This window comes from Serratia sp. ME47 (assembly GCF_903970925.1).
GTDB lineage: Bacteria > Pseudomonadota > Gammaproteobacteria > Enterobacterales > Enterobacteriaceae > Serratia > Serratia ureilytica.
The window spans coordinates 92,116-109,796 of sequence record NZ_CAJCKE010000003.1; the positions used below are offsets into that span (position 1 = coordinate 92,116).

General features: G+C 62.5%; 20 protein-coding genes. 11 read left to right on the forward strand and 9 right to left on the reverse strand.

Features of this window, described 5'->3' with window-relative positions:
- Window positions 1–14: 14 nt before the first annotated feature.
- The 3 genes from H7A77_RS04425 to H7A77_RS04435 form a co-directional block, all read right to left on the reverse strand.
- The gene (locus tag H7A77_RS04425) at window positions 15–272 is read right to left on the reverse strand and encodes a YjhX family toxin (protein ID WP_004939031.1); all 258 of its coding nucleotides are present in this window, start codon (window positions 270–272) and stop codon (window positions 15–17) included.
- Window positions 273–505: 233 nt separating this feature from the next.
- Window positions 506–976 carry a cyanase gene (gene cynS, locus H7A77_RS04430; protein WP_072628039.1) on the reverse strand — a complete coding sequence of 157 codons (471 nt, stop codon included), beginning with the start codon at window positions 974–976 and terminating at the stop codon, window positions 506–508.
- Window positions 977–995: 19 nt separating this feature from the next.
- Window positions 996–1,649, reverse strand: a complete 654-nt coding sequence (locus tag H7A77_RS04435; protein ID WP_033642426.1) for a carbonic anhydrase — start codon at window positions 1,647–1,649, stop codon at window positions 996–998.
- 111 nt (window positions 1,650–1,760) lie between these two features.
- On the opposite strand from H7A77_RS04435, the gene cynR reads away from it, so the two are divergent.
- Window positions 1,761–2,711, forward strand: coding sequence for a transcriptional regulator CynR (gene cynR / locus H7A77_RS04440; protein WP_182073868.1), 951 nt, complete (start codon window positions 1,761–1,763; stop codon window positions 2,709–2,711).
- Here the strand turns inward: cynR and H7A77_RS04445 are convergent.
- A complete protein-coding gene (locus H7A77_RS04445; protein ID WP_019454439.1) occupies window positions 2,635–3,066 on the reverse strand; it encodes a hypothetical protein in 432 nt (143 codons plus the stop codon). The two genes, cynR and H7A77_RS04445, sit on opposite strands and share 77 nt — an antisense overlap.
- 58 nt (window positions 3,067–3,124) lie before the next feature.
- Entirely contained in the window at window positions 3,125–3,592 is a 468-nt protein-coding gene (locus tag H7A77_RS04450) for a helix-turn-helix domain-containing protein (RefSeq protein ID WP_182073869.1), read from the reverse strand.
- Window positions 3,593–3,655: 63 nt separating this feature from the next.
- On the opposite strand from H7A77_RS04450, the gene H7A77_RS04455 reads away from it, so the two are divergent.
- Both H7A77_RS04455 and H7A77_RS04460 read left to right on the forward strand, forming a co-directional pair.
- The gene (locus H7A77_RS04455) at window positions 3,656–3,883 is read left to right on the forward strand and encodes a tautomerase family protein (RefSeq protein WP_033650586.1); all 228 of its coding nucleotides are present in this window, start codon (window positions 3,656–3,658) and stop codon (window positions 3,881–3,883) included.
- A 139-nt stretch (window positions 3,884–4,022) separates the two neighbouring features.
- Window positions 4,023–5,615, forward strand: coding sequence for an ABC-F family ATPase (locus H7A77_RS04460; protein WP_033642430.1), 1,593 nt, complete (start codon window positions 4,023–4,025; stop codon window positions 5,613–5,615).
- Between the two features lie 51 nt (window positions 5,616–5,666).
- Here the strand turns inward: H7A77_RS04460 and moeB are convergent, their stop codons facing one another.
- Together moeB and moeA are read right to left on the reverse strand one after the other, a co-directional pair.
- Complete coding sequence (moeB, locus tag H7A77_RS04465; protein ID WP_089191394.1) at window positions 5,667–6,422, reverse strand: molybdopterin-synthase adenylyltransferase MoeB; 756 nt, start codon at window positions 6,420–6,422, stop codon at window positions 5,667–5,669.
- A 2-nt stretch (window positions 6,423–6,424) separates the two neighbouring features.
- Window positions 6,425–7,663, reverse strand: a complete 1,239-nt coding sequence (moeA, locus tag H7A77_RS04470; protein ID WP_089191395.1) for a molybdopterin molybdotransferase MoeA — start codon at window positions 7,661–7,663, stop codon at window positions 6,425–6,427.
- Between the two features lie 157 nt (window positions 7,664–7,820).
- Between moeA and H7A77_RS04475 the strand changes: the two genes are divergently transcribed.
- The 8 genes from H7A77_RS04475 to H7A77_RS04510 all read left to right on the forward strand — a co-directional run bounded on the left by H7A77_RS04475 (window position 7,821) and on the right by H7A77_RS04510 (window position 15,651).
- Window positions 7,821–8,357 (forward strand): DUF924 family protein, encoded by a 537-nt coding sequence (locus H7A77_RS04475; RefSeq protein WP_033650589.1) that lies wholly within the window; start codon window positions 7,821–7,823, stop codon window positions 8,355–8,357.
- 358 nt (window positions 8,358–8,715) lie between these two features.
- The gene (locus tag H7A77_RS04480; RefSeq protein ID WP_072628027.1) at window positions 8,716–9,672 is read left to right on the forward strand and encodes an isoaspartyl peptidase/L-asparaginase family protein; all 957 of its coding nucleotides are present in this window, start codon (window positions 8,716–8,718) and stop codon (window positions 9,670–9,672) included.
- A gap of 19 nt (window positions 9,673–9,691) precedes the next feature.
- Entirely contained in the window at window positions 9,692–11,566 is a 1,875-nt protein-coding gene (locus H7A77_RS04485; protein WP_182073870.1) for a dipeptide ABC transporter ATP-binding protein, read from the forward strand.
- Between the two features lie 23 nt (window positions 11,567–11,589).
- Window positions 11,590–13,125, forward strand: coding sequence for a glutathione ABC transporter substrate-binding protein GsiB (gene gsiB, locus H7A77_RS04490; RefSeq protein ID WP_182073871.1), 1,536 nt, complete (start codon window positions 11,590–11,592; stop codon window positions 13,123–13,125).
- Between the two features lie 52 nt (window positions 13,126–13,177).
- Complete coding sequence (gene gsiC / locus H7A77_RS04495) at window positions 13,178–14,098, forward strand: glutathione ABC transporter permease GsiC (RefSeq protein WP_025302141.1); 921 nt, start codon at window positions 13,178–13,180, stop codon at window positions 14,096–14,098.
- A 9-nt stretch (window positions 14,099–14,107) separates the two neighbouring features.
- The gene (gene gsiD, locus H7A77_RS04500) at window positions 14,108–15,016 is read left to right on the forward strand and encodes a glutathione ABC transporter permease GsiD (protein ID WP_015377211.1); all 909 of its coding nucleotides are present in this window, start codon (window positions 14,108–14,110) and stop codon (window positions 15,014–15,016) included.
- An 81-nt stretch (window positions 15,017–15,097) separates the two neighbouring features.
- Window positions 15,098–15,340 (forward strand): type II toxin-antitoxin system CcdA family antitoxin, encoded by a 243-nt coding sequence (locus tag H7A77_RS04505; protein ID WP_078061989.1) that lies wholly within the window; start codon window positions 15,098–15,100, stop codon window positions 15,338–15,340.
- 2 nt (window positions 15,341–15,342) lie between these two features.
- The gene (locus H7A77_RS04510) at window positions 15,343–15,651 is read left to right on the forward strand and encodes a CcdB family protein (RefSeq protein ID WP_089191399.1); all 309 of its coding nucleotides are present in this window, start codon (window positions 15,343–15,345) and stop codon (window positions 15,649–15,651) included.
- Between the two features lie 36 nt (window positions 15,652–15,687).
- Here H7A77_RS04510 and fghA read toward each other — a convergent pair whose 3' ends face one another.
- Both fghA and H7A77_RS04520 read right to left on the reverse strand, forming a co-directional pair.
- Window positions 15,688–16,530 carry an S-formylglutathione hydrolase gene (gene fghA, locus H7A77_RS04515; protein ID WP_015377214.1) on the reverse strand — a complete coding sequence of 281 codons (843 nt, stop codon included), beginning with the start codon at window positions 16,528–16,530 and terminating at the stop codon, window positions 15,688–15,690.
- Window positions 16,531–16,544: 14 nt separating this feature from the next.
- On the reverse strand, window positions 16,545–17,669 hold the full coding sequence (locus H7A77_RS04520) for an S-(hydroxymethyl)glutathione dehydrogenase/class III alcohol dehydrogenase (RefSeq protein ID WP_038880962.1): 1,125 nt from the start codon (window positions 17,667–17,669) through the stop codon (window positions 16,545–16,547).
- Window positions 17,670–17,681: the final 12 nt, after the last annotated feature.

The window sequence follows — 17,681 nt, forward strand, 5'->3', positions numbered from 1 at the left end:
GCCGGTATCGATGATTAACGGTTATCCAGCTGCGCCCGCACGGCCTTGAGCCCGGCGAAGGTGACGCGATAAGGGCGCCCCTGGCGAGAGAGGATCAGGCGTTTGGTTTTGAGCTTGGTGAAAACGGCCAGCGAGCAGTCGGCCAGGCCGAGCCCTTCGCGGGTGTAGCATTCAACGTGGGTGACGCGACCGGCGTCGTTGCGGGTGAAGGCGATATAGCCGCCTTTGGCCAACACGTGCAGCACGCGTTGTTCCGCTTTGGAAATGTTCATGTTGGGAGATCCTGTAATAACCCCAGATACGCGCATCCCCGCGCAAACGCGCGTCGGATACGTCAGAGTCCCTCGCCATGCGGCAAGGAAGCGACTATCGGGTGGTTACAATCTCCAACATACAGGCCTCGGGCAGTGAAAAACGCCAGGGCGGCGTTTCAGCGCAGTTAATGTAGCCAATGGCCGGTTGGCTGTCAATTTGCCGGCGACGCGGGCCGCCGGCGCAAGGCCAATCAGAAAGGCTTGGTCGGCAGGTATTTGCCGTCCAGGGTGATCACCGCGCGTTCGCCGCCGTCCGGATCGGGCACCTTCTTGATATCCAGCTTGAAGTTGATGGCGCTGATAATGCCGTCGCCAAACTGCTCGTGCACCAGCGCTTTCAGCGTGGAGCCGTAGACCTGCAGCATTTCATAGAAACGATAAATGGTCGGGTCGGTCGGCACGCCGCCGGGAATGCTGCCGCGCAGCGGGATGGTTTGCAGCAGCTGCACCGCTTCTTCATCCAGCCCCAGCTTGGCCGCCACCGTGCGCGCCGCCGGTTCCGGTAGCGCATGCTGCCCCAGCAGGGCGGCGGTGACGAACGCCAGACTGAGACCGGTGCCTTCGGCCAGCGCTTCGAACGTCAGGTTATGGCGGATCTTGGCGGCCATGATGGTGTCGGTGAGCGCTTCGCGCGGGGCGGTGTTGTGCAGAGAGTGTGTCATGTTGGCTCCTTTTGTGGGCTTAAAAACGGGCGATCGCCGGCGTGGCGGTCACCTCGGGATGGGTGGCGAGCGGCACGAAGCGGCGGGTTTCGCCGTCCAGCGCCTCGATAGCGCCGCTGGCGATGTCATAGACCCAGCCGTGCAACGCCAGGCGGCCCTGATCCAGCGCCAGGGCGACGGAAGGGTGCGTTTTGATGTTGTTGAGCTGGGCGATGACGTTCTCGCGCACCATTGAAGCGACCCGCGCTTCGTCGCAGGCGTGCGGATAAGCCTGATTGACCGCCTTGGCGGAATCGGCGTAACGCAGCCAGCCGGCGACCGTCGGCAGGTGATCCAGACACTGGCAGGTGGCGATGGCGGTCATCGCGCCGCAGTCGGAATGGCCGCAGATCACGATATCTTCCACGCCCAGCGCGGCGACGGCGTACTCGACCGAGGCGGTCACCCCACCGGGTTCGGGGCCGAAAGACGGCACGATGTTACCGGCGTTGCGGATAACGAACAGATCGCCCGGCTCGCGCTGGGTGACCAGCTCCGGCACCAGGCGGCTGTCGGAACATGAGATAAACAGCGTGCGCGGGTTTTGGCGGGTCGCCAGCCGCTGAAACAGCGCCGTGCGTTCAACAAAGGCTTCGCGCTGAAACTTCAGGAAGCCTTCAATCACCTCTTTCATTGTTTTTCTCCCTGGGAGGTAAGCGATGACGGCATGATGAACGCTTCTGGTTATAGGGTCTAAGACCCATTTATAATGCTGGCTATAGGTTTTACTAATAGTTGGGGCGCTATGCTGCTGCGACATATCCGATATTTTCTGGCCGTTGCCGAACAGGGCAATTTCACCCGCGCCGCCGAAGCGCTGCACGTCTCGCAACCGACGCTCTCCCAACAGATCAAACAGCTGGAGGATGCGCTGGGAGCGCCGCTGTTCGATCGCAGCGGCAGAAGGGTGCAGCTGACCGACGCCGGTGAGGCCTGGATGCGCTATGCGCGCCTGGCGCTGCAGGATCTGGACGCCGGCGCGCGGGCGATCCATGACGTGGCGACGCTGGCGCGCGGCCATTTGCGGCTGGCGATGACCCCGACGTTCACCGCCTATCTGGTGGGGCCGACGATCGATGCGTTCTATCGCCGCTACCCGGGGATTACGCTGAGCATTGAGGAGATGGCGCAAGAGCGGATCGAGGCGCTGCTGGCGCAGGATCGGCTGGATCTGGGGATCGCCTTTGAGATGGCGCAGTCGGCGGACGTGGAAGCGATGCCGTTGTTCAGCGAGACGCTGGAGCTGATGGTCGGCGCCGAACATCCCCTGGCGGCGCGGCGTCGGCCGCTGACGCTGGCGGAGTGGCGACATCTGCCGCTGGCCTTGCTGAGCGGCGACTTCGCCACGCGTCAGTTTATCGATCGCTACTGCACGCAGTTGGGGTTTCGGCCGCAGGTGGCGGTGGAGGCCAATGCGCTGGGCGCCATCGTCGAGATCGTGCGGCACGGGCAGCTCGCCACGCTGTTGCCGGCCGCGATTGCGCGCGAGAACCGGCAGTTGAAAAAGGTGGCGCTGGCCAACGCCATGCCGGCCCGTCAGGCGGTGTTGCTGCAGCGCCAAGGCGCTTACCGCAGCGCCGCCGCGCAGGCGTTTATCGCCGTCTTGCAGGAACAGGGCGTTACGCCAACGCACTCCAGCGCTGCGTCATCCCCAGCAGATGCACCAGCCCGAAGCCGAGGCAAATCAGCGAGCTGACGACGATGAAGCGTTGGCTGCGGCCGGTATCGCGCAGGGCGAAAGGGCCGGCGACGCCGCGCAGCAGGTAGATAAAGGTGATAATAAACAGCGCGGGCCGCAGCAGCGGCAGCGGTGCGATCAGGCCCGCGCCGGACAGCGCGTACAGCGCCCAAATAAACAGCACCAGCGCGATGCCGGCGGTGACGACGGCCGGGAACTTTTTACCCGCTTCCGCCGCCTTAATGAAGCGATCGCCGGCGCCGCACAGCCGATAGCCGCGCGGCCCGGCGGCGATCACCCAAATATGCAGCAGGGCGGCGATGGCGCTCAGCGCGGCGCCGATCAGCAGCGCGGTGTTATAGAGGTGTGGCATGGTTCAGCATCCTTGTCCTAAATCAGTCTGGTATCAAGCGTAGACCAGAATGGGTAAGTCAGGCCGGGGGGAGCTCAACGGCCGACATTTGCAGCGCGTCTTCAGGCACTACGTGCGCCTGCGCATCGATAAATGCCAGCTGCACCGGCAGCCCGCTGCGTTTATCCACCAGTTGAACGTGGGGGCTGTTATGCAGAATATGCCGGTGGCCCCATGCCATCAGCGCAACCAGGATAGGCCCCAGGCTGCGCCCCTTGTCCGTCAAGACATATTCATGTCGTTCGCGCTCGCCCGGCTCCCGGTAAGCGCGTTTGGCCAACAGTTCTTGTTCTACCATGGCATTCAGACGGTTGCTCAACGCCTGGCGTGAAGCGCCGATATTCTCGCGCAGCTCTTCAAAACGGCGGACGCCGTAGAATGACTCGCGCAGGATCAGTAACGTCCAGCGATCGCCAAGCAGATCCGCGGCCTGCGCCAGCCCGCACAGGGCAAGAGAAACGGTAGGGAGATCGGGAGATTTTGACATGGGCATTTTCCTTCGCTAATCTAAGTCTTGTTTTTAGACTTAACTATATTCAAGGAGAGTATAATGCCATTTGTTAATGTGCAAACGGTGAAAGGCATGCTGGATGAACGGCAAAAAAGCGAATTGCTGTCCCGCATTACCGAACTGTTGGTGGAGATAGAAGGGCGAGGCGATCCGGCGTTCAGGCAGTCGGTTTGGGTCCGAATCGATGAACATGCGCCCGAACAATGGAGCCTGGGCGGCGTGCAGCCGACGGCGGCGATGATTGCCGCGAAGTTCCCGCCGCGTTAATTCAGCTATGCCGCCTGCGAAAAGGATCGGATGCCGCAGGCGCCGCTCAAAATGTCACCGAAACTTCCCGCGATCTCTGCACCCCGTTGTGGCATAATGCGCGCCAAATCACATTCCCTATGTATAAAGAGCGAGCGCTGTGTTAAGCACTAACAACATCACCATGCAGTTCGGCAGTAAGCCGCTGTTTGAAAACATCTCTGTCAAATTCGGCGGCGGCAACCGTTACGGCCTGATCGGCGCCAACGGCTGCGGCAAGTCCACCTTTATGAAAATCCTCGGCGGCGATCTGGCGCCGAGCGGCGGCAACGTGTTCCTCGATCCGAACGAGCGCCTCGGTAAACTGCGTCAGGATCAGTTCGCCTTTGAGCAGTACAGCGTGCTGGATACCGTGATCATGGGCCACACCGAACTGTGGGCGGTGAAGGAAGAGCGCGACCGCATCTACGCATTGGCGGAGATGAGCGAAGAAGACGGCTATAAAGTGGCCGATCTGGAAGTGGCCTACGGCGAAATGGACGGCTACAGCGCCGAAGCGCGCGCCGGCGAACTCCTGCTTGGCGTGGGTATTCCGGTTGAGCAGCACTATGGCCCGATGAGCGAAATCGCGCCGGGCTGGAAGCTGCGCGTGTTGCTGGCGCAGGCGCTGTTCTCCGATCCGGAAATCCTGCTGCTCGACGAACCGACCAACAACCTGGACATCGACACCATTCGCTGGCTGGAAAACGTGCTCAACGAGCGCAACAGCACCATGATCATCATCTCGCACGACCGTCACTTCCTGAACATGGTCTGCACCCACATGGCGGATCTGGACTACGGCGAACTGCGCGTTTACCCGGGCAACTACGACGAATACATGACCGCCGCCACCCAGGCGCGCGAGCGTCTGCTGGCGGACAACGCCAAGAAGAAGGCGCAGATCAATGAGCTGCAATCGTTCGTCAGCCGCTTCAGCGCCAACGCCTCCAAATCCAAGCAGGCCACCTCGCGCGCTCGTCAGATCGACAAGATCCAACTGGAAGAGGTGAAAGCCTCCAGCCGCCAGAACCCGTTCATCCGCTTCGAGCAGGACAAGAAGCTGTTCCGTAACGCGCTGGAAGTGGAAGCGCTCACCAAGGGCTTCGATGAAGGCCCGCTGTTCAGCAAGCTGAACCTGATGGTGGAAGTGGGCGAGAAGGTCGCGGTGCTGGGCGCCAACGGCATCGGTAAAACCACCCTGCTGAAAACGCTGGTGGGCGACGCGCAGCCGGACAGCGGCACCGTGAAATGGTCGGAAAACGCCCGTATCGGTTACTACGCGCAGGATCACGAATACGAGTTCGACGACACCCTGACCGTGTTCGACTGGATGAGCCAGTGGAAGCAGGAAAAAGACGACGAGCAGGCGGTGCGCAGCGTGCTGGGCCGTCTGCTGTTCAGCCAGGACGACATCAAGAAGAAAGTGAAGGTGCTGTCCGGTGGCGAGAAGGGTCGCATGCTGTTCGGCAAGCTGATGATGCAGCGCCCGAATATTCTGGTGATGGACGAACCGACCAACCACCTGGATATGGAATCCATCGAATCGCTGAACATGGCGCTGGAGATGTACGAAGGCACGCTGATCTTCGTCTCCCACGACCGTGAGTTCGTCAGCTCGCTGGCGACACGCATTCTGGAAATCACCCCGAACAAGGTGATCGACTTTACCGGCAACTACGAAGACTATCTGCGCAGCCAGGGCATCGTGTAACCCTCGCGGCAACGCATCAGGGCGGGAATTATCCCGCCCTTTTTTTATCCGTCACGCCCCGCCGCACACCTCGCAGTGCGGATCCTTCGGCAGTTTCATCTCGCGGAACTGCATGCTCATCGCATCGAACATCAACAGCTTGCCGCGCAGCGGTTGACCATAGTCAGCCAACAGCTTGATGGCTTCCATCGCCTGCAGGGTGCCGATAGTGCCGACCAGCGGCGCCATCACGCCCGCTTCGACGCAGGTGAGGGCGCTGTCGCCGAACAACCGGCTCAGGCAGCGGTAGCAGGGCTCGCCCGGCTGATAGGTGAACACGCTGAGCTGGCCCTCCATGCGGATCGCCGCGCCGGAAACCAGCGGTTTGCGCTGCGCGTGGCACAGGCGGTTCAGCGCGTCGCGCGCCGCCACGTTGTCGGTGCAGTCCAGCACCAGATCGCAGGCGGCGATCTCTGCCGCAACCGCATCGTCTTCCAGACGGCCGTCGATGGCGTCGATGCGGATATGTGGATTGATGGCGCTCAGTTCCTGCCTGGCGGAGGCGACTTTGCTCTGGCCGATGCGATCGTCGCGGTGCAGGATCTGGCGCTGCAGATTGGAGAGCGAGACGGTGTCGAAATCCACCAGCACCAGATGGCCGACGCCGGCCGCCGCCAGATAAGGCGCGGCGGCGCAGCCCAGCCCGCCCAGCCCGGCGATCAGCACGCGGGCGGCCTTCAGCTTCTCCTGGCCGTCGAAGTCAAAGCCGCGCAGCACGATCTGGCGGTTGTAGCGCAGCGCTTCGGCGTCGGTCAATTCCGGCAACATGTTCAGCTCCTCAGCAGGGCGTTGAACGGCTCGATCTCCACCGTTTCACCCGCCGCCACCGAACCGCGTTCGCGCTCCAGCACGATGAAACAGTTGCCCTGGCTGTAGGAGCTGAAGACGTGCGAGCCCTGGTGGCCGGTAGTGCTCACCTCCAGTTCGCCCGCGGCGTTGCTGCTGAACACGCCGCGCTGAAAATCGAGGCGGCCCGGCGATTTCTTCAGCGGCGTCAGCGCCCGCGCGCGCAGGCGCGGCGGCAGGCGCCAGTCGCTGTGGCCGGCCAGCTTCGCCAGCAGCGGTTGCACCAGTTGGTAGAAGGTCAGGGCGGCGGAAACCGGGTTGCCCGGCAGGCCGCAGAACCAGGCGTGGCCCAGTTTGCCGAAGGCGAACGGTTTGCCGGGTTTGATAGCCAGCTTCCAGAAGCTGACCTGGCCCAGCTCGTCGAGCATCTGTTTGGTGTAGTCGGCTTCGCCGACCGAGACGCCGCCGCTGCTGATCACCACATCGGCCTGGCTGTCCGCTTGTTCGAAGGCGGCGCGCAGTGCATCGCGATCGTCGCGGATAATGCCGAGATCGAGTACGTCGCAGCCCAGCTGCTCCAGCATCAGGCGTACCGCGAAGCGGTTGGTATCATAGATCTGGCCCGCCTGCAGCGGCTGGCCGACCGGCTGCAGTTCGTCGCCGGTGGAGAACACCGCCACCTTCAGCTTACGCATCACCTGCACTTCGGCGACCCCGAGCGAGGCCAGCAGCGGCAGCTGCGCGGCGCCCAGCTTCACGCCGGCCGGCAACACGCTGGCGCCTTGGCGAATGTCTTCACCCGCCAAACGGATATTCTGGCCGGCTTCTACCGGCGCGGTAAAACGCACGCCCTGGTCGCTCACTTCGGCCTGTTCCTGCATGACCACGGCGTCCGCCCCGGCCGGGATCGGCGCGCCGGTCATGATGCGCACGCAGCTGTTGGCCGGCCATTGGCCGTCGAACGGCGCGCCGGCGAAGGCTTTCCCGGCGACCGGCAACGGCGCATTGGCCGCCAGATCGGTGAGGCGCACCGCATAGCCGTCCATCGCCGAGTTGGCGAACGGCGGCACGTCGAGCGGTGAGACCACCGGCGCGGCGGTGATGCGGCCGGCGGCGGCGGTCAGGGCGACGGATTCGGTCTGTTGCAGCGGGGCGATCTGCCCGAGCATTTTTTCCAGCGCTTGCTCCAGGGAGATGAGATCGGAAGTATGGCAATGATCCATAAGGGGAACTCCGTAATCAGGGTGCGCATTGATAGCGACAAAGTGCGGGTATTATGGCAGAGAACGCCGGGGGGGAGAACGGGTTATGCCCGCCATCTTTCGCACTGCGGCGCTGGGGCGATCGGGTATAAACTGCGTAAAACAGAGGAGAATCATGATGCATAAACAGGTTATCGAGTTCTGGTTCGACGAGATCGAACCGGTGATGTGGTTCAAAAAGGACGATGATTTCGATCGTCTGCTGCACAGCCGTTTCGGCGAAATCTGGCGGGCGGCGGCGGCGGGGGAGCTGGCGCACTGGCGCGACACCATCGAAGGGCGGTTGGCGGAGGTGATCGTGCTCGATCAGTTCAGCCGCAACCTGTTCCGCGGCACGCCGCAGTCGTTCGCCTGCGACGGCATGGCGTTGATTCTGGCGCAGGAGGCGATCCGCAGCGGCGAGTGCGAACGGCTGAGCCGCGAGCAGCGCGGCTTCCTTTATCTGCCGTTCATGCATTCGGAATCGCCGCTGATTCACCAACAGGCGCTGGTGTTGTATACCGAGCTCAATAACGGCGACCAGCTGGAGTTCGAGCTGCGTCATAAGGCGATCATCGATCGTTTCGGCCGTTACCCGCATCGCAATGCGATATTGGGGCGCATCAGCACGCCGGAAGAAGAGGCCTTTTTACAGCAACCCGGTTCCGGTTTTTAATCGCGGAGTATCTTCGCCCGGCCGGGAAAAAAACGGCAGGCCGGGCGTCGAAATAATGATTATTCAGCGTGAACGTTTATTTCATGACCCCATGCCGCTATTTCCTCTCGCGAAATTACCAATAATCCCAGCCGCACTCTCAGCGGTTTGCTGCTTTTTATAACCTGCTGTTTTTATTCCAATAAGCTATTTCAAGGTGCGAAACGGTCTAAGCGGACTACGCTAAAAGTGGGGCGTGGACGTTATGCTGTACTTCCACAGTCGGGCTAAATAGCATCGAAAAAAGACTGAATAATAATGATACCGCGCTCAGCTTATTCGCTGTGCTACGGCGGGATTAACACAGGGTGTCAGGCAAATGAGCAAACCAGTGATTGCCATTCATGGCGGCGCGGGCGCAATTACCCGGGCGGCGCTGAGTGCGGAAAAGGAACGGCAGTACATTCAGGCGCTGTCCGAGATCGTGGCCGCCGGTCAGGCGATATTGGCACAGGGTGGCAGCGCGCTGGACGCGGTGACCGAAGCGGTGCGGCTGCTCGAAGAGTGCCCGTTGTTCAACGCCGGCAAAGGCTCGGTGTTTACCCATCAGGGCACCCACGAACTGGACGCCTGTGTGATGGACGGCCGCACCTGCGACGCCGGCGCTGTCGCCGGCGTCAGCCGTGTCCGCAACCCGGTGCTGGCGGCGCGCGCGGTGCTGGAAAACAGCGAACACGTGCTGTTTGCCGCCGAAGGCGCCGAGAAGTTTGCCGCCGCCCACGGCCTGGAAATGGTTACTCCCGACTTCTTCTTTACCCAAGAACGTTTTGATCAGTTGCACCGCGCCCAGGCGGAGCAGGGGCGGGTATTGCTCGATCACGACGGCGCGGCGCAGGCCGGCGATCCGCTCGATCCCGATCGCAAATTCGGCACCGTCGGTGCGGTGGCGCTGGATGCGCTGGGCAACCTCGCCGCCGCCACTTCCACCGGCGGCATGACCAACAAGCAGGCCGGGCGGGTGGGCGACACGCCGATCATCGGCGCCGGTTGCTATGCCAACAATGCCACCGTGGCGGTCTCCAGCACCGGCACCGGCGAAATCTTCATGCGCGGCGTGGCGGCCTATGACGTCTCCGCCCTGATCGAATACGGCGGGCTCAGCCTGCAAGAGGCCAGCGATCGGGTGGTGATGGAGAAGCTGCCGGCGCTGGGCGGCAGCGGCGGCATGATCGCCGTCGATCGCCACGGCAATATCGCGCTGCCGTTCAACAGCGAGGGGATGTACCGCGGTTTTGGCTATGTCGGCGATGCGCCGTCCGTCGGGATTTATCGCTAAGCGTTCACCGGGAGGGTGTATGACCGACGTTTCATTCCGGCCCGCCGGCGACGGGCTGTCATTGCCGCCGCAGCGGGTGCTGACGGTGCGCGATCTGAGCATCAGCTTTCCTCAAGCGGACGGCGCCGTAGACGCGGTGCGCAACCTGTCGTTCGATCTCGATCGCGGCGAGACGCTGGCGATCGTCGGCGAGTCCGGCTCCGGCAAATCGGTCACTTCGCTGGGGCTGATGCGTCTGGTGGAGCAGGGCGGCGGGCGCATCGTCGGCGGCGCCATGACGTTGCGCCGGCGCGACGGCGCGTTGCTCGATCTGGCGCACGCCTCGCAGCGCACGCTGCGTACGGTGCGCGGCGCCGACATGGCGATGATCTTCCAGGAGCCGATGACCTCGCTCAACCCGGTATTTCCGGTCGGCGAGCAGATCGCCGAATCGCTGCGTTTGCATCAGGGCATGGACCACCGCAGCGCGCGCCAGGAGGCGCTGCGCATGCTCGATCTGGTGCGTATTCCGGAGGCTAAAGAGGTGTTGGGGCGCTACCCGCACCAGCTCTCCGGCGGTATGCGCCAGCGGGTGATGATCGCCATGGCGCTCTCCTGCAAGCCGGCGCTGTTGATTGCCGATGAGCCCACCACCGCCCTCGACGTCACCATTCAGGCGCAGATCCTGCAGCTGATCCGCGTGCTGCAACAGGAGATGCAGATGGGGGTGATCTTCATCACTCATGACATGGGCGTGGTGGCGGAGATCGCTGATCGGGTGTTGGTGATGCGCCGCGGTGAGCAGGTGGAACAAAATCGGGTGCGCGAGCTGTTCGCCGCGCCGCAACAGGCCTATACCCGGGCGCTGCTGGCGGCGGTGCCGAAGCTGGGGGCGATGGCCGATCGGCCGCTGCCGGCAAAGTTTCCGCTGCCGGATGGCGAGGGCGATGCCGCGCCGCAGGATACCGTGCCGCCAGACGCCGCGCCGATCCTGCGGGTGGAGCATCTGGTCACGCGTTTTGATCTGCGCGGCGGGCTGTTCAATCGGATCACTCGCCGGGTACATGCGGTGGAAAACGTCAGCTTCGATCTTTACCCCGGCGAGACGCTGGGGCTGGTGGGCGAGTCCGGCTGCGGCAAGTCCACCACCGGGCGTTCTTTGCTGAAGCTGGTGGACAGCCAGAGCGGCACCATCACCTTCGCCGGGCGGCGAATCGATCGGTTGAAGGGGCCGGCGCTGCAGCACCTGCGGCGCGATATTCAGTTCATCTTTCAAGATCCTTACGCCTCGCTCGATCCGCGCCTGACGGTCGGTTTCTCCATCATGGAGCCGCTGCTGGTGCACAACGTAATGCGCGGCCGTGAGGCGGAAAGGCGGGTGGCCTGGCTGCTGGAACGCGTCGGTCTGCAGCCGGAACACGCGCGCCGCTATCCGCACGAATTTTCCGGCGGTCAGCGCCAGCGCATCTGCATCGCGCGCGCGCTGGCGCTGAACCCGAAAGTGGTGATCGCCGACGAGGCGGTCTCGGCGCTGGACGTGTCGATTCAGGCGCAGATCGTCAATCTGCTGCTCGATCTGCAGCGCGAGTTCGGCATCGCTTTTCTGTTTATTTCACACGACATGGCGGTGGTGGAGCGCATCAGCCATCGGGTAGCGGTGATGTACCTCGGGCAAATTGTCGAGATCGGCCCGCGGCAGGCGGTGTTCGACAACCCGCAGCACCCCTATACCCGCAAGCTGATGGCGGCGGTGCCGGTGGCCGATCCCGCTCACGCCCACAAACGGCAGCCGCTGCCGGCCGATGAGATCCCCAGCCCGGTGCGCGCGCTGGGCGATGAACCCGTTACCGCACCGCTGGTGCAGGTTGGCGCCGGGCACTTTGTCGCCCGCCACCCGATCGCCGGTGCTTTTTAAAGACCTCAGGAGAGACAAGCGACATGAAGCACACATTCAAACGCAATGCGCTGTTGGCCGCCGTACTGCTGGCGGCGGGAACCGGCCCGGTCTGGGCGGCGAAGGACGCGGTGATCGCCGTGGCCTCCAACTTCACCACCCTCGATCCTTACGACGCCAACGACACGCTGTCGCAGGCGGTGGCCAAGTCTTTCTATCAGGGGCTGTTCGGCTTCGACAAGGACATGAAGCTGGTAAACGTGCTGGCGGACAGCTATGAGGTCAGCAAAGACGGCTTGACCTATACCGTCAAACTGCGCCAGGGCATCAAATTCCACGACGGCACCGCGTTCAACGCCGAAGCGGTGAAGATCAACCTCGATCGCGCCAGCAACCCGGACAGCCACCTCAAGCGCTATAACCTGTTCAAGATGATCGACAAAACCGAGGCGGTGGACGCCAATACGGTGAAGATCGTGCTGAAGGCGCCGTTCTCGGCGTTCGTCAACAATCTGGCGCACCCGGCGGCGGCGATCATCTCCCCGGCGGCGCTGAAGCAATACGGCAAGGAGATCGGTTTCCATCCGGTCGGCACCGGGCCGTATCAGTTCGTGACCTGGAACCAGACCGATTTCGTCAAGGTGAAGAAGTTCGACGGCTACTGGCAGCCGGGGCTGCCGAAGCTCGACAGCATCACCTGGCGCCCGGTGGTGGATAACAACACCCGCGCGGCGATGCTGCAGACCGGCGAGGCGACCTTCGCCTTCCCGATCCCTTACGAGCAGGCCAAGGTGCTGGAGGGCAACGCCAAGCTGGACGTGGTGGCTGCCCCGTCGATCCTGCAGCGTTACATCAGCATGAACGTCACTCAAAAGCCGTTCGACAACCCGAAGGTGCGCCAGGCGCTGAACTACGCGATTAACAAGGACGCGCTGATCAAGGTGGCGTTCGCTGGTTATGCGGTGCCGGCGGAAGGGCCGGTGCCGCCGGCCATCGACTTCGCCGCCCGCTACAAGCCGTGGCCGTACGATCCGGCCAAGGCGCGTGAGCTGCTGAAAGAGGCCGGTTACCCGAACGGCTTCACCACCACGCTGTGGTCGTCCCACAACCACAGTACCGCGCAGAAAGTGCTGCAGTTCACCCAGCAGCAGCTGGCGCAGGTGGGGGTGAAAGTGACGGTGACGGCGATGGACGCCGGGCAGCGCGCGGCGCAGGTGGAGAGCATCGGGGTGAAAGACACCGGCGTGCGGCTGTTCTACACCGGCTGGTCGGCCTCGACCGGGGAAGCGGACTGGGCGCTGTCGCCGCTGTTCTCCACCCAGGCGGCGCCGCCGAAGCAGTTCAACACCGCGTTCTACAGCAACCCGCAGGTGGACAAGGATCTGACCGACGCGCTGGCGACCACCGATCGCGCCGAGAAGCAGAAATTGTATCAGGACGCGCAGGATCGCATCTGGGCCGACGCGCCCTGGATCTTCCTGGCGACCGAACGCTTGTTGTCGGCCAACAGCAAACAGCTGAGCGGTTTCTACGTGATGCCGGATACCTCGTTCAACTTTGATAACGCCGATCTGAAATAAGGCGCCCATCCCCGCCTGCGGCCCGACGGCGGCGGGCGGGGGAAGGAATGAGATGCTCAATTATTTTCTGAAACGACTGCTGGGCCTGATCCCGACGCTGCTGATCGTGGCGGTGCTGGTGTTCCTGTTCGTCCACCTGCTGCCAGGCGATCCGGCGCGGCTGGCGGCGGGGCCGGAGGCCGACGAGGCGGTGGTGCAGCTGGTGCGCAAGGATTTGGGGCTGGATAAGCCGCTGCCGCAGCAGTTCGCGCACTTTTTCGTCAACGCGCTGCGGGGCGACTTCGGCATCTCGATGGTGTCCAAGCGCCCGGTGAGCGAAGAGATCGCCTCGCGCTTTATGCCGACCTTCTGGCTGACCGTCGCCAGCATGCTGTGGGCGGTGGCGTTCGGCCTGGCGATCGGCGTGGTGTCGGCGGTGTGGCGTAACCGTTGGCCGGATCGTCTCGGCATGACGCTGGCGGTATCGGGGATCTCGTTCCCGGCCTTTGCGCTCGGCATGCTGCTGATGCAGGTGTTCTCGGTCGAGCTGGGGTGGCTGCCGACGGTGGGCGCCGACAGCTGGCGGCACTACATTCTGCCTTCTATCACCTTGGGGGCGGCGGTGGCGGCGGTGATGGCGCGTTTCACCCGCGCTTCGTTCGTCGAGGTGTTGCAGGAGGACTACATGCGCACCGCGCGCGCCAAGGGCGTACGGGAAAGCGTGGTGGTGATGAAACACGGCCTGCGCAACGCGATGATCCCGGTAGTGACCATGATGGGGCTGCAGTTCGGCTTCCTGCTCGGCGGTTCGATCGTGGTGGAGAAGGTGTTCAACTGGCCGGGGTTGGGGCGCTTGCTGGTGGATTCGGTGGAAATGCGCGATTACCCGGTGATCCAGGCCGAGGTGCTGCTGTTCTCGCTGGAGTTCATCCTGATCAACCTGCTGGTGGATATGCTGTACGCGGCAATCAACCCGGCGATTCGTTACCAATGAGGACGCGGCATGATTAAGCATTGGCGGCGCAGCGCCGCATTGAAGGCGATGCCGCTTATCGACCCTAACGCGGTACGCACGCCGTGGGGCGAATTTTGGCGGCGTTTTCGCCGCCAGCGGGCGGCGCTGGTCGCCGGCCTGTTGGTGCTGCTGCTGATTGCGGCGGCGCTGCTGGCGCCTTATCTGGCGCCGTTCGATGCGGAAAATTACTTCGATTACGACCGGCTGAATGAGGGGCCTTCGCTGATGCACTGGCTGGGCGTAGATTCCCTCGGGCGCGATATCTTCAGCCGCATCCTGATGGGCACGCGTATTTCGCTGGCGGCCGGGGTGTTCTCGGTGCTGGCGGGTGGGGCGATCGGCACCCTGCTGGGGCTGCTGGCCGGCTACTATGAGGGCTGGTGGGATCGCCTCACCATGCGCGTCTGCGACGTGCTGTTCGCGTTTCCCGGCATTTTGCTGGCGATCGGCGTGGTGGCGATCATGGGCAGCGGCATGGCCAACGTGATCGTCGCGGTGGCGATCTTCAGCATTCCGGCCTTCGCCCGCCTGGTGCGCGGCAATACGCTGGTGCTGAAGCACCTGACCTATATCGAGTCGGCGCGCAGCATCGGCGCCTCGGACTGGACCATCATCCTGCGGCACATCCTGCCGGGCACCCTGTCTTCGATCGTGGTCTATTTCACCCTGCGCATCGGCACCTCGATCATCACCGCCGCCAGCCTGTCGTTTTTGGGGCTGGGCGCCCAGCCGCCGACGCCGGAGTGGGGGGCGATGCTCAACGAAGCGCGCGCCGATATGGTGATCGCGCCGCACGTGGCGATCTTCCCCAGCCTGGCGATATTCATCACCGTGCTGGCGTTCAACCTGTTGGGCGACGGATTGCGCGACGCGCTCGATCCGAAACTGAAGGGGTGAGGGCATCGCTGAATTGGCATACCCCTGTTTTATGAGTATAATTGATGAAAATTTAACCCGTGTATATTACAGGGATGGGGAATGGATATGGCAAATAACAATGTGACGAAAAAGACAGTCAACGTAACCATCGATCGCGATCTTTTCCAGCGCGCAAAATCCCTGGGCGTCAATGTGTCATCCGTATTGACGGACGCATTGAGCGTCCGCGTCAGGGATATTGAGATTCAACAGTGGCGCGAGCAAAATCGCGCGGCGTTAGAAGAACTTAATCGTATCACTGAAGAAAATGGTTTGTTGTCTGATGAATATCGGACATTTTAAATATGCAATTTACCGTATATGACAATACGTATCCGGCATCAGCCTATCCCTACTTACTGGACGTTCAAAGCGATCTTATTGATGTCCTCTCTACCCGGTTAGTGATCCCTCTTTATGCTTTGGATAACGTCAGGGTTAAAATTTCTGCACGTTTATGCCCGGAAATTGAGATCAACGGCGAAAAGTTTCTTGTTATGACGCATGAGATGGCTGCCGTACGTATTTCGCAGATTGGGAAGGCCGTTGGTAATGTCAATGAGCACAGGAATCAAATTAAAGCCGCCATCGATTTTCTGATTGATGGCTTTTGAAGAAATCCGGGCGGTTAAACCGCCCGGATTTTTTTATCAGCGGAACAGGTGCTCGGCGTGGAAACGCAGGTGATCTTCCACGAAGGTGGCGATGGTGAAGTAGCTGTGATCGTACCCCGGCTGAATGCGCAGCGTCAGCGGCCAGTCGCGCTGGCGCGCCAGTTCGGCCAGCCGCGCCGGCTGCAGCTGATCGGCCAGGAACTGGTCGTCATCGCCCTGATCGATAAGGACCGGCATTTTTTCCGCGCCGCTGGCCAGCAGATGGCAGCTGTCGTACTGCAGCCACTGGCTCTCGTCGCTGCCCAGATAGGCGGTGAATGCCTTGCGGCCCCACGGCACCTGGCACGGGTTGACGATCGGCGCGAAGGCCGATACCGAGCGGAAGCGCTGCGGATTGCGAAACGCCATCATCAGCGCGCCGTGGCCGCCCATCGAGTGGCCGAAGATCGACTGACGATCGCTGACGCTGAAGTGCTGTTCGATCAGCGCCGGCAGTTCGGCGCTGATGTAGTCGTACATGCGGAAGTGACGATCCCACGGCGCCTGGGTGGCGTTCAGGTAGAACCCGGCGCCCTGGCCCAGGTCGTAGCCTTCGTCGTTCGGCACCTCGTCGCCACGCGGGCTGGTGTCCGGCATCACCAGCACCAGGCCCAGCTCGGCGGCGATGCGCTGCGCGCCGGCTTTCAACGTGAAGTTCTCGTCGTTGCAGGTCAGCCCCGACAGCCAGTACAGCACCGGCGGCGGGTTGTCATCGCGCGGCGGCGGCAGGTAGATGCTGAATGTCATGTTGCAATTCAGGCTCTGCGCCGCGTGGCGATAACGCTGTTGCCAGCCGCCGAACATGCGGTGCTCTTCGAGAAGTTCCAATGACAACGTCATCTCTGCCTCCTGGCTTATTGGTCGAAGTGGATGACGGAACGGATCGATTTGCCTTCGTGCATCAAATCGAACGCTTCGTTGATCTGCTCCAGCCCCATGGTGTGGGTGATAAAGTCGTTCAGCGCGAATTCGCCGTCCAGATAGCGCTCGACGATGCCCGGCAGCTGCGAACGGCCCTTGACGCCGCCGAATGCCGAGCCGCGCCAGACGCGGCCGGTGACCAGCTGGAACGGCCGGGTCGAGATCTCTTCGCCGGCGCCCGCGACGCCGATGATCACCGATTCCCCCCAGCCCTTGTGGCAGCATTCCAGCGCGGAACGCATCACGTTGACGTTGCCGATGCACTCGAAGGAGAAGTCGACGCCGCCGTCGGTCAGCTCGACGATCACCTCCTGAATCGGTTTGTCATAGTCTTTCGGGTTGATCAGATCGGTAGCGCCCAGCTTGCGCGCCAGATCGAACTTGCTGGTGTTGATGTCGATGCCGATGATGCGGCCCGCGCCGGCCATTTGCGCGCCGATGATCGCCGACAGGCCGATGCCGCCCAGGCCGAAGATCGCCACGGTGTCGCCCGGCTGCACTTTGGCGGTGTTCATCACCGCGCCCATGCCGGTGGTGACGCCACAGCCCAGCAGGCACACTTCTTCCAGCGGCGCTTCCTTGTTGATTTTCGCCAGTGAAATCTCCGGCACCACGGTGTATTCGGAGAAGGTGGAGGTGCCCATGTAGTGGAAGATCGGTTTGCCGTCCTTGAAGAAGCGGGTGGTGCCGTCCGGCATCAGGCCTTTGCCCTGGGTGGCGCGGATCGCCTGGCACAGGTTGGTCTTACCGGATTTACAGAATTTGCACTCGCCGCACTCCGGGGTGTAGAGCGGGATCACGTGATCGCCGACCGCCACGCTGGTGACGCCTTCACCGACCGCTTCCACCACGCCGCCGCCCTCGTGGCCGAGGATCGCCGGGAACACGCCTTCCGGATCTTTGCCGGACAAGGTGTAGGCGTCGGTGTGACAAACGCCGGTGGCGACGATCCGCACCAGCACTTCGCCTTTTTGCGGTGGCATCAGCTCGACTTCTTCGATCTTCAGCGGCTGGTTCGGGCCCCAGGCAACGGCGGCGCGGGTTTTGATCATCTCCATCATAGTCTCCTC

What these genes read in the sequence shown, in the direction of transcription:
- H7A77_RS04425 (WP_004939031.1), bottom strand. Translation starts at nt 272, where the DNA reads ATGAACATTTCCAAAGCGGAACAACGCGTGCTGCACGTGTTGGCCAAA.
- cynS (WP_072628039.1), bottom strand. Translation starts at nt 976, where the DNA reads ATGACACACTCTCTGCACAACACCGCCCCGCGCGAAGCGCTCACCGAC.
- H7A77_RS04435 (WP_033642426.1), bottom strand. Translation starts at nt 1,649, where the DNA reads ATGAAAGAGGTGATTGAAGGCTTCCTGAAGTTTCAGCGCGAAGCCTTT.
- cynR (WP_182073868.1), top strand. Translation starts at nt 1,761, where the DNA reads ATGCTGCTGCGACATATCCGATATTTTCTGGCCGTTGCCGAACAGGGC.
- H7A77_RS04445 (WP_019454439.1), bottom strand. Translation starts at nt 3,066, where the DNA reads ATGCCACACCTCTATAACACCGCGCTGCTGATCGGCGCCGCGCTGAGC.
- H7A77_RS04450 (WP_182073869.1), bottom strand. Translation starts at nt 3,592, where the DNA reads ATGTCAAAATCTCCCGATCTCCCTACCGTTTCTCTTGCCCTGTGCGGG.
- H7A77_RS04455 (WP_033650586.1), top strand. Translation starts at nt 3,656, where the DNA reads ATGCCATTTGTTAATGTGCAAACGGTGAAAGGCATGCTGGATGAACGG.
- moeB (WP_089191394.1), bottom strand. Translation starts at nt 6,422, where the DNA reads ATGTTGCCGGAATTGACCGACGCCGAAGCGCTGCGCTACAACCGCCAG.
- moeA (WP_089191395.1), bottom strand. Translation starts at nt 7,663, where the DNA reads ATGGATCATTGCCATACTTCCGATCTCATCTCCCTGGAGCAAGCGCTG.
- H7A77_RS04475 (WP_033650589.1), top strand. Translation starts at nt 7,821, where the DNA reads ATGCATAAACAGGTTATCGAGTTCTGGTTCGACGAGATCGAACCGGTG.
- H7A77_RS04480 (WP_072628027.1), top strand. Translation starts at nt 8,716, where the DNA reads ATGAGCAAACCAGTGATTGCCATTCATGGCGGCGCGGGCGCAATTACC.
- H7A77_RS04485 (WP_182073870.1), top strand. Translation starts at nt 9,692, where the DNA reads ATGACCGACGTTTCATTCCGGCCCGCCGGCGACGGGCTGTCATTGCCG.
- gsiB (WP_182073871.1), top strand. Translation starts at nt 11,590, where the DNA reads ATGAAGCACACATTCAAACGCAATGCGCTGTTGGCCGCCGTACTGCTG.
- gsiC (WP_025302141.1), top strand. Translation starts at nt 13,178, where the DNA reads ATGCTCAATTATTTTCTGAAACGACTGCTGGGCCTGATCCCGACGCTG.
- gsiD (WP_015377211.1), top strand. Translation starts at nt 14,108, where the DNA reads ATGATTAAGCATTGGCGGCGCAGCGCCGCATTGAAGGCGATGCCGCTT.
- H7A77_RS04505 (WP_078061989.1), top strand. Translation starts at nt 15,098, where the DNA reads ATGGATATGGCAAATAACAATGTGACGAAAAAGACAGTCAACGTAACC.
- H7A77_RS04510 (WP_089191399.1), top strand. Translation starts at nt 15,343, where the DNA reads ATGCAATTTACCGTATATGACAATACGTATCCGGCATCAGCCTATCCC.
- fghA (WP_015377214.1), bottom strand. Translation starts at nt 16,530, where the DNA reads ATGACGTTGTCATTGGAACTTCTCGAAGAGCACCGCATGTTCGGCGGC.
- H7A77_RS04520 (WP_038880962.1), bottom strand. Translation starts at nt 17,669, where the DNA reads ATGGAGATGATCAAAACCCGCGCCGCCGTTGCCTGGGGCCCGAACCAG.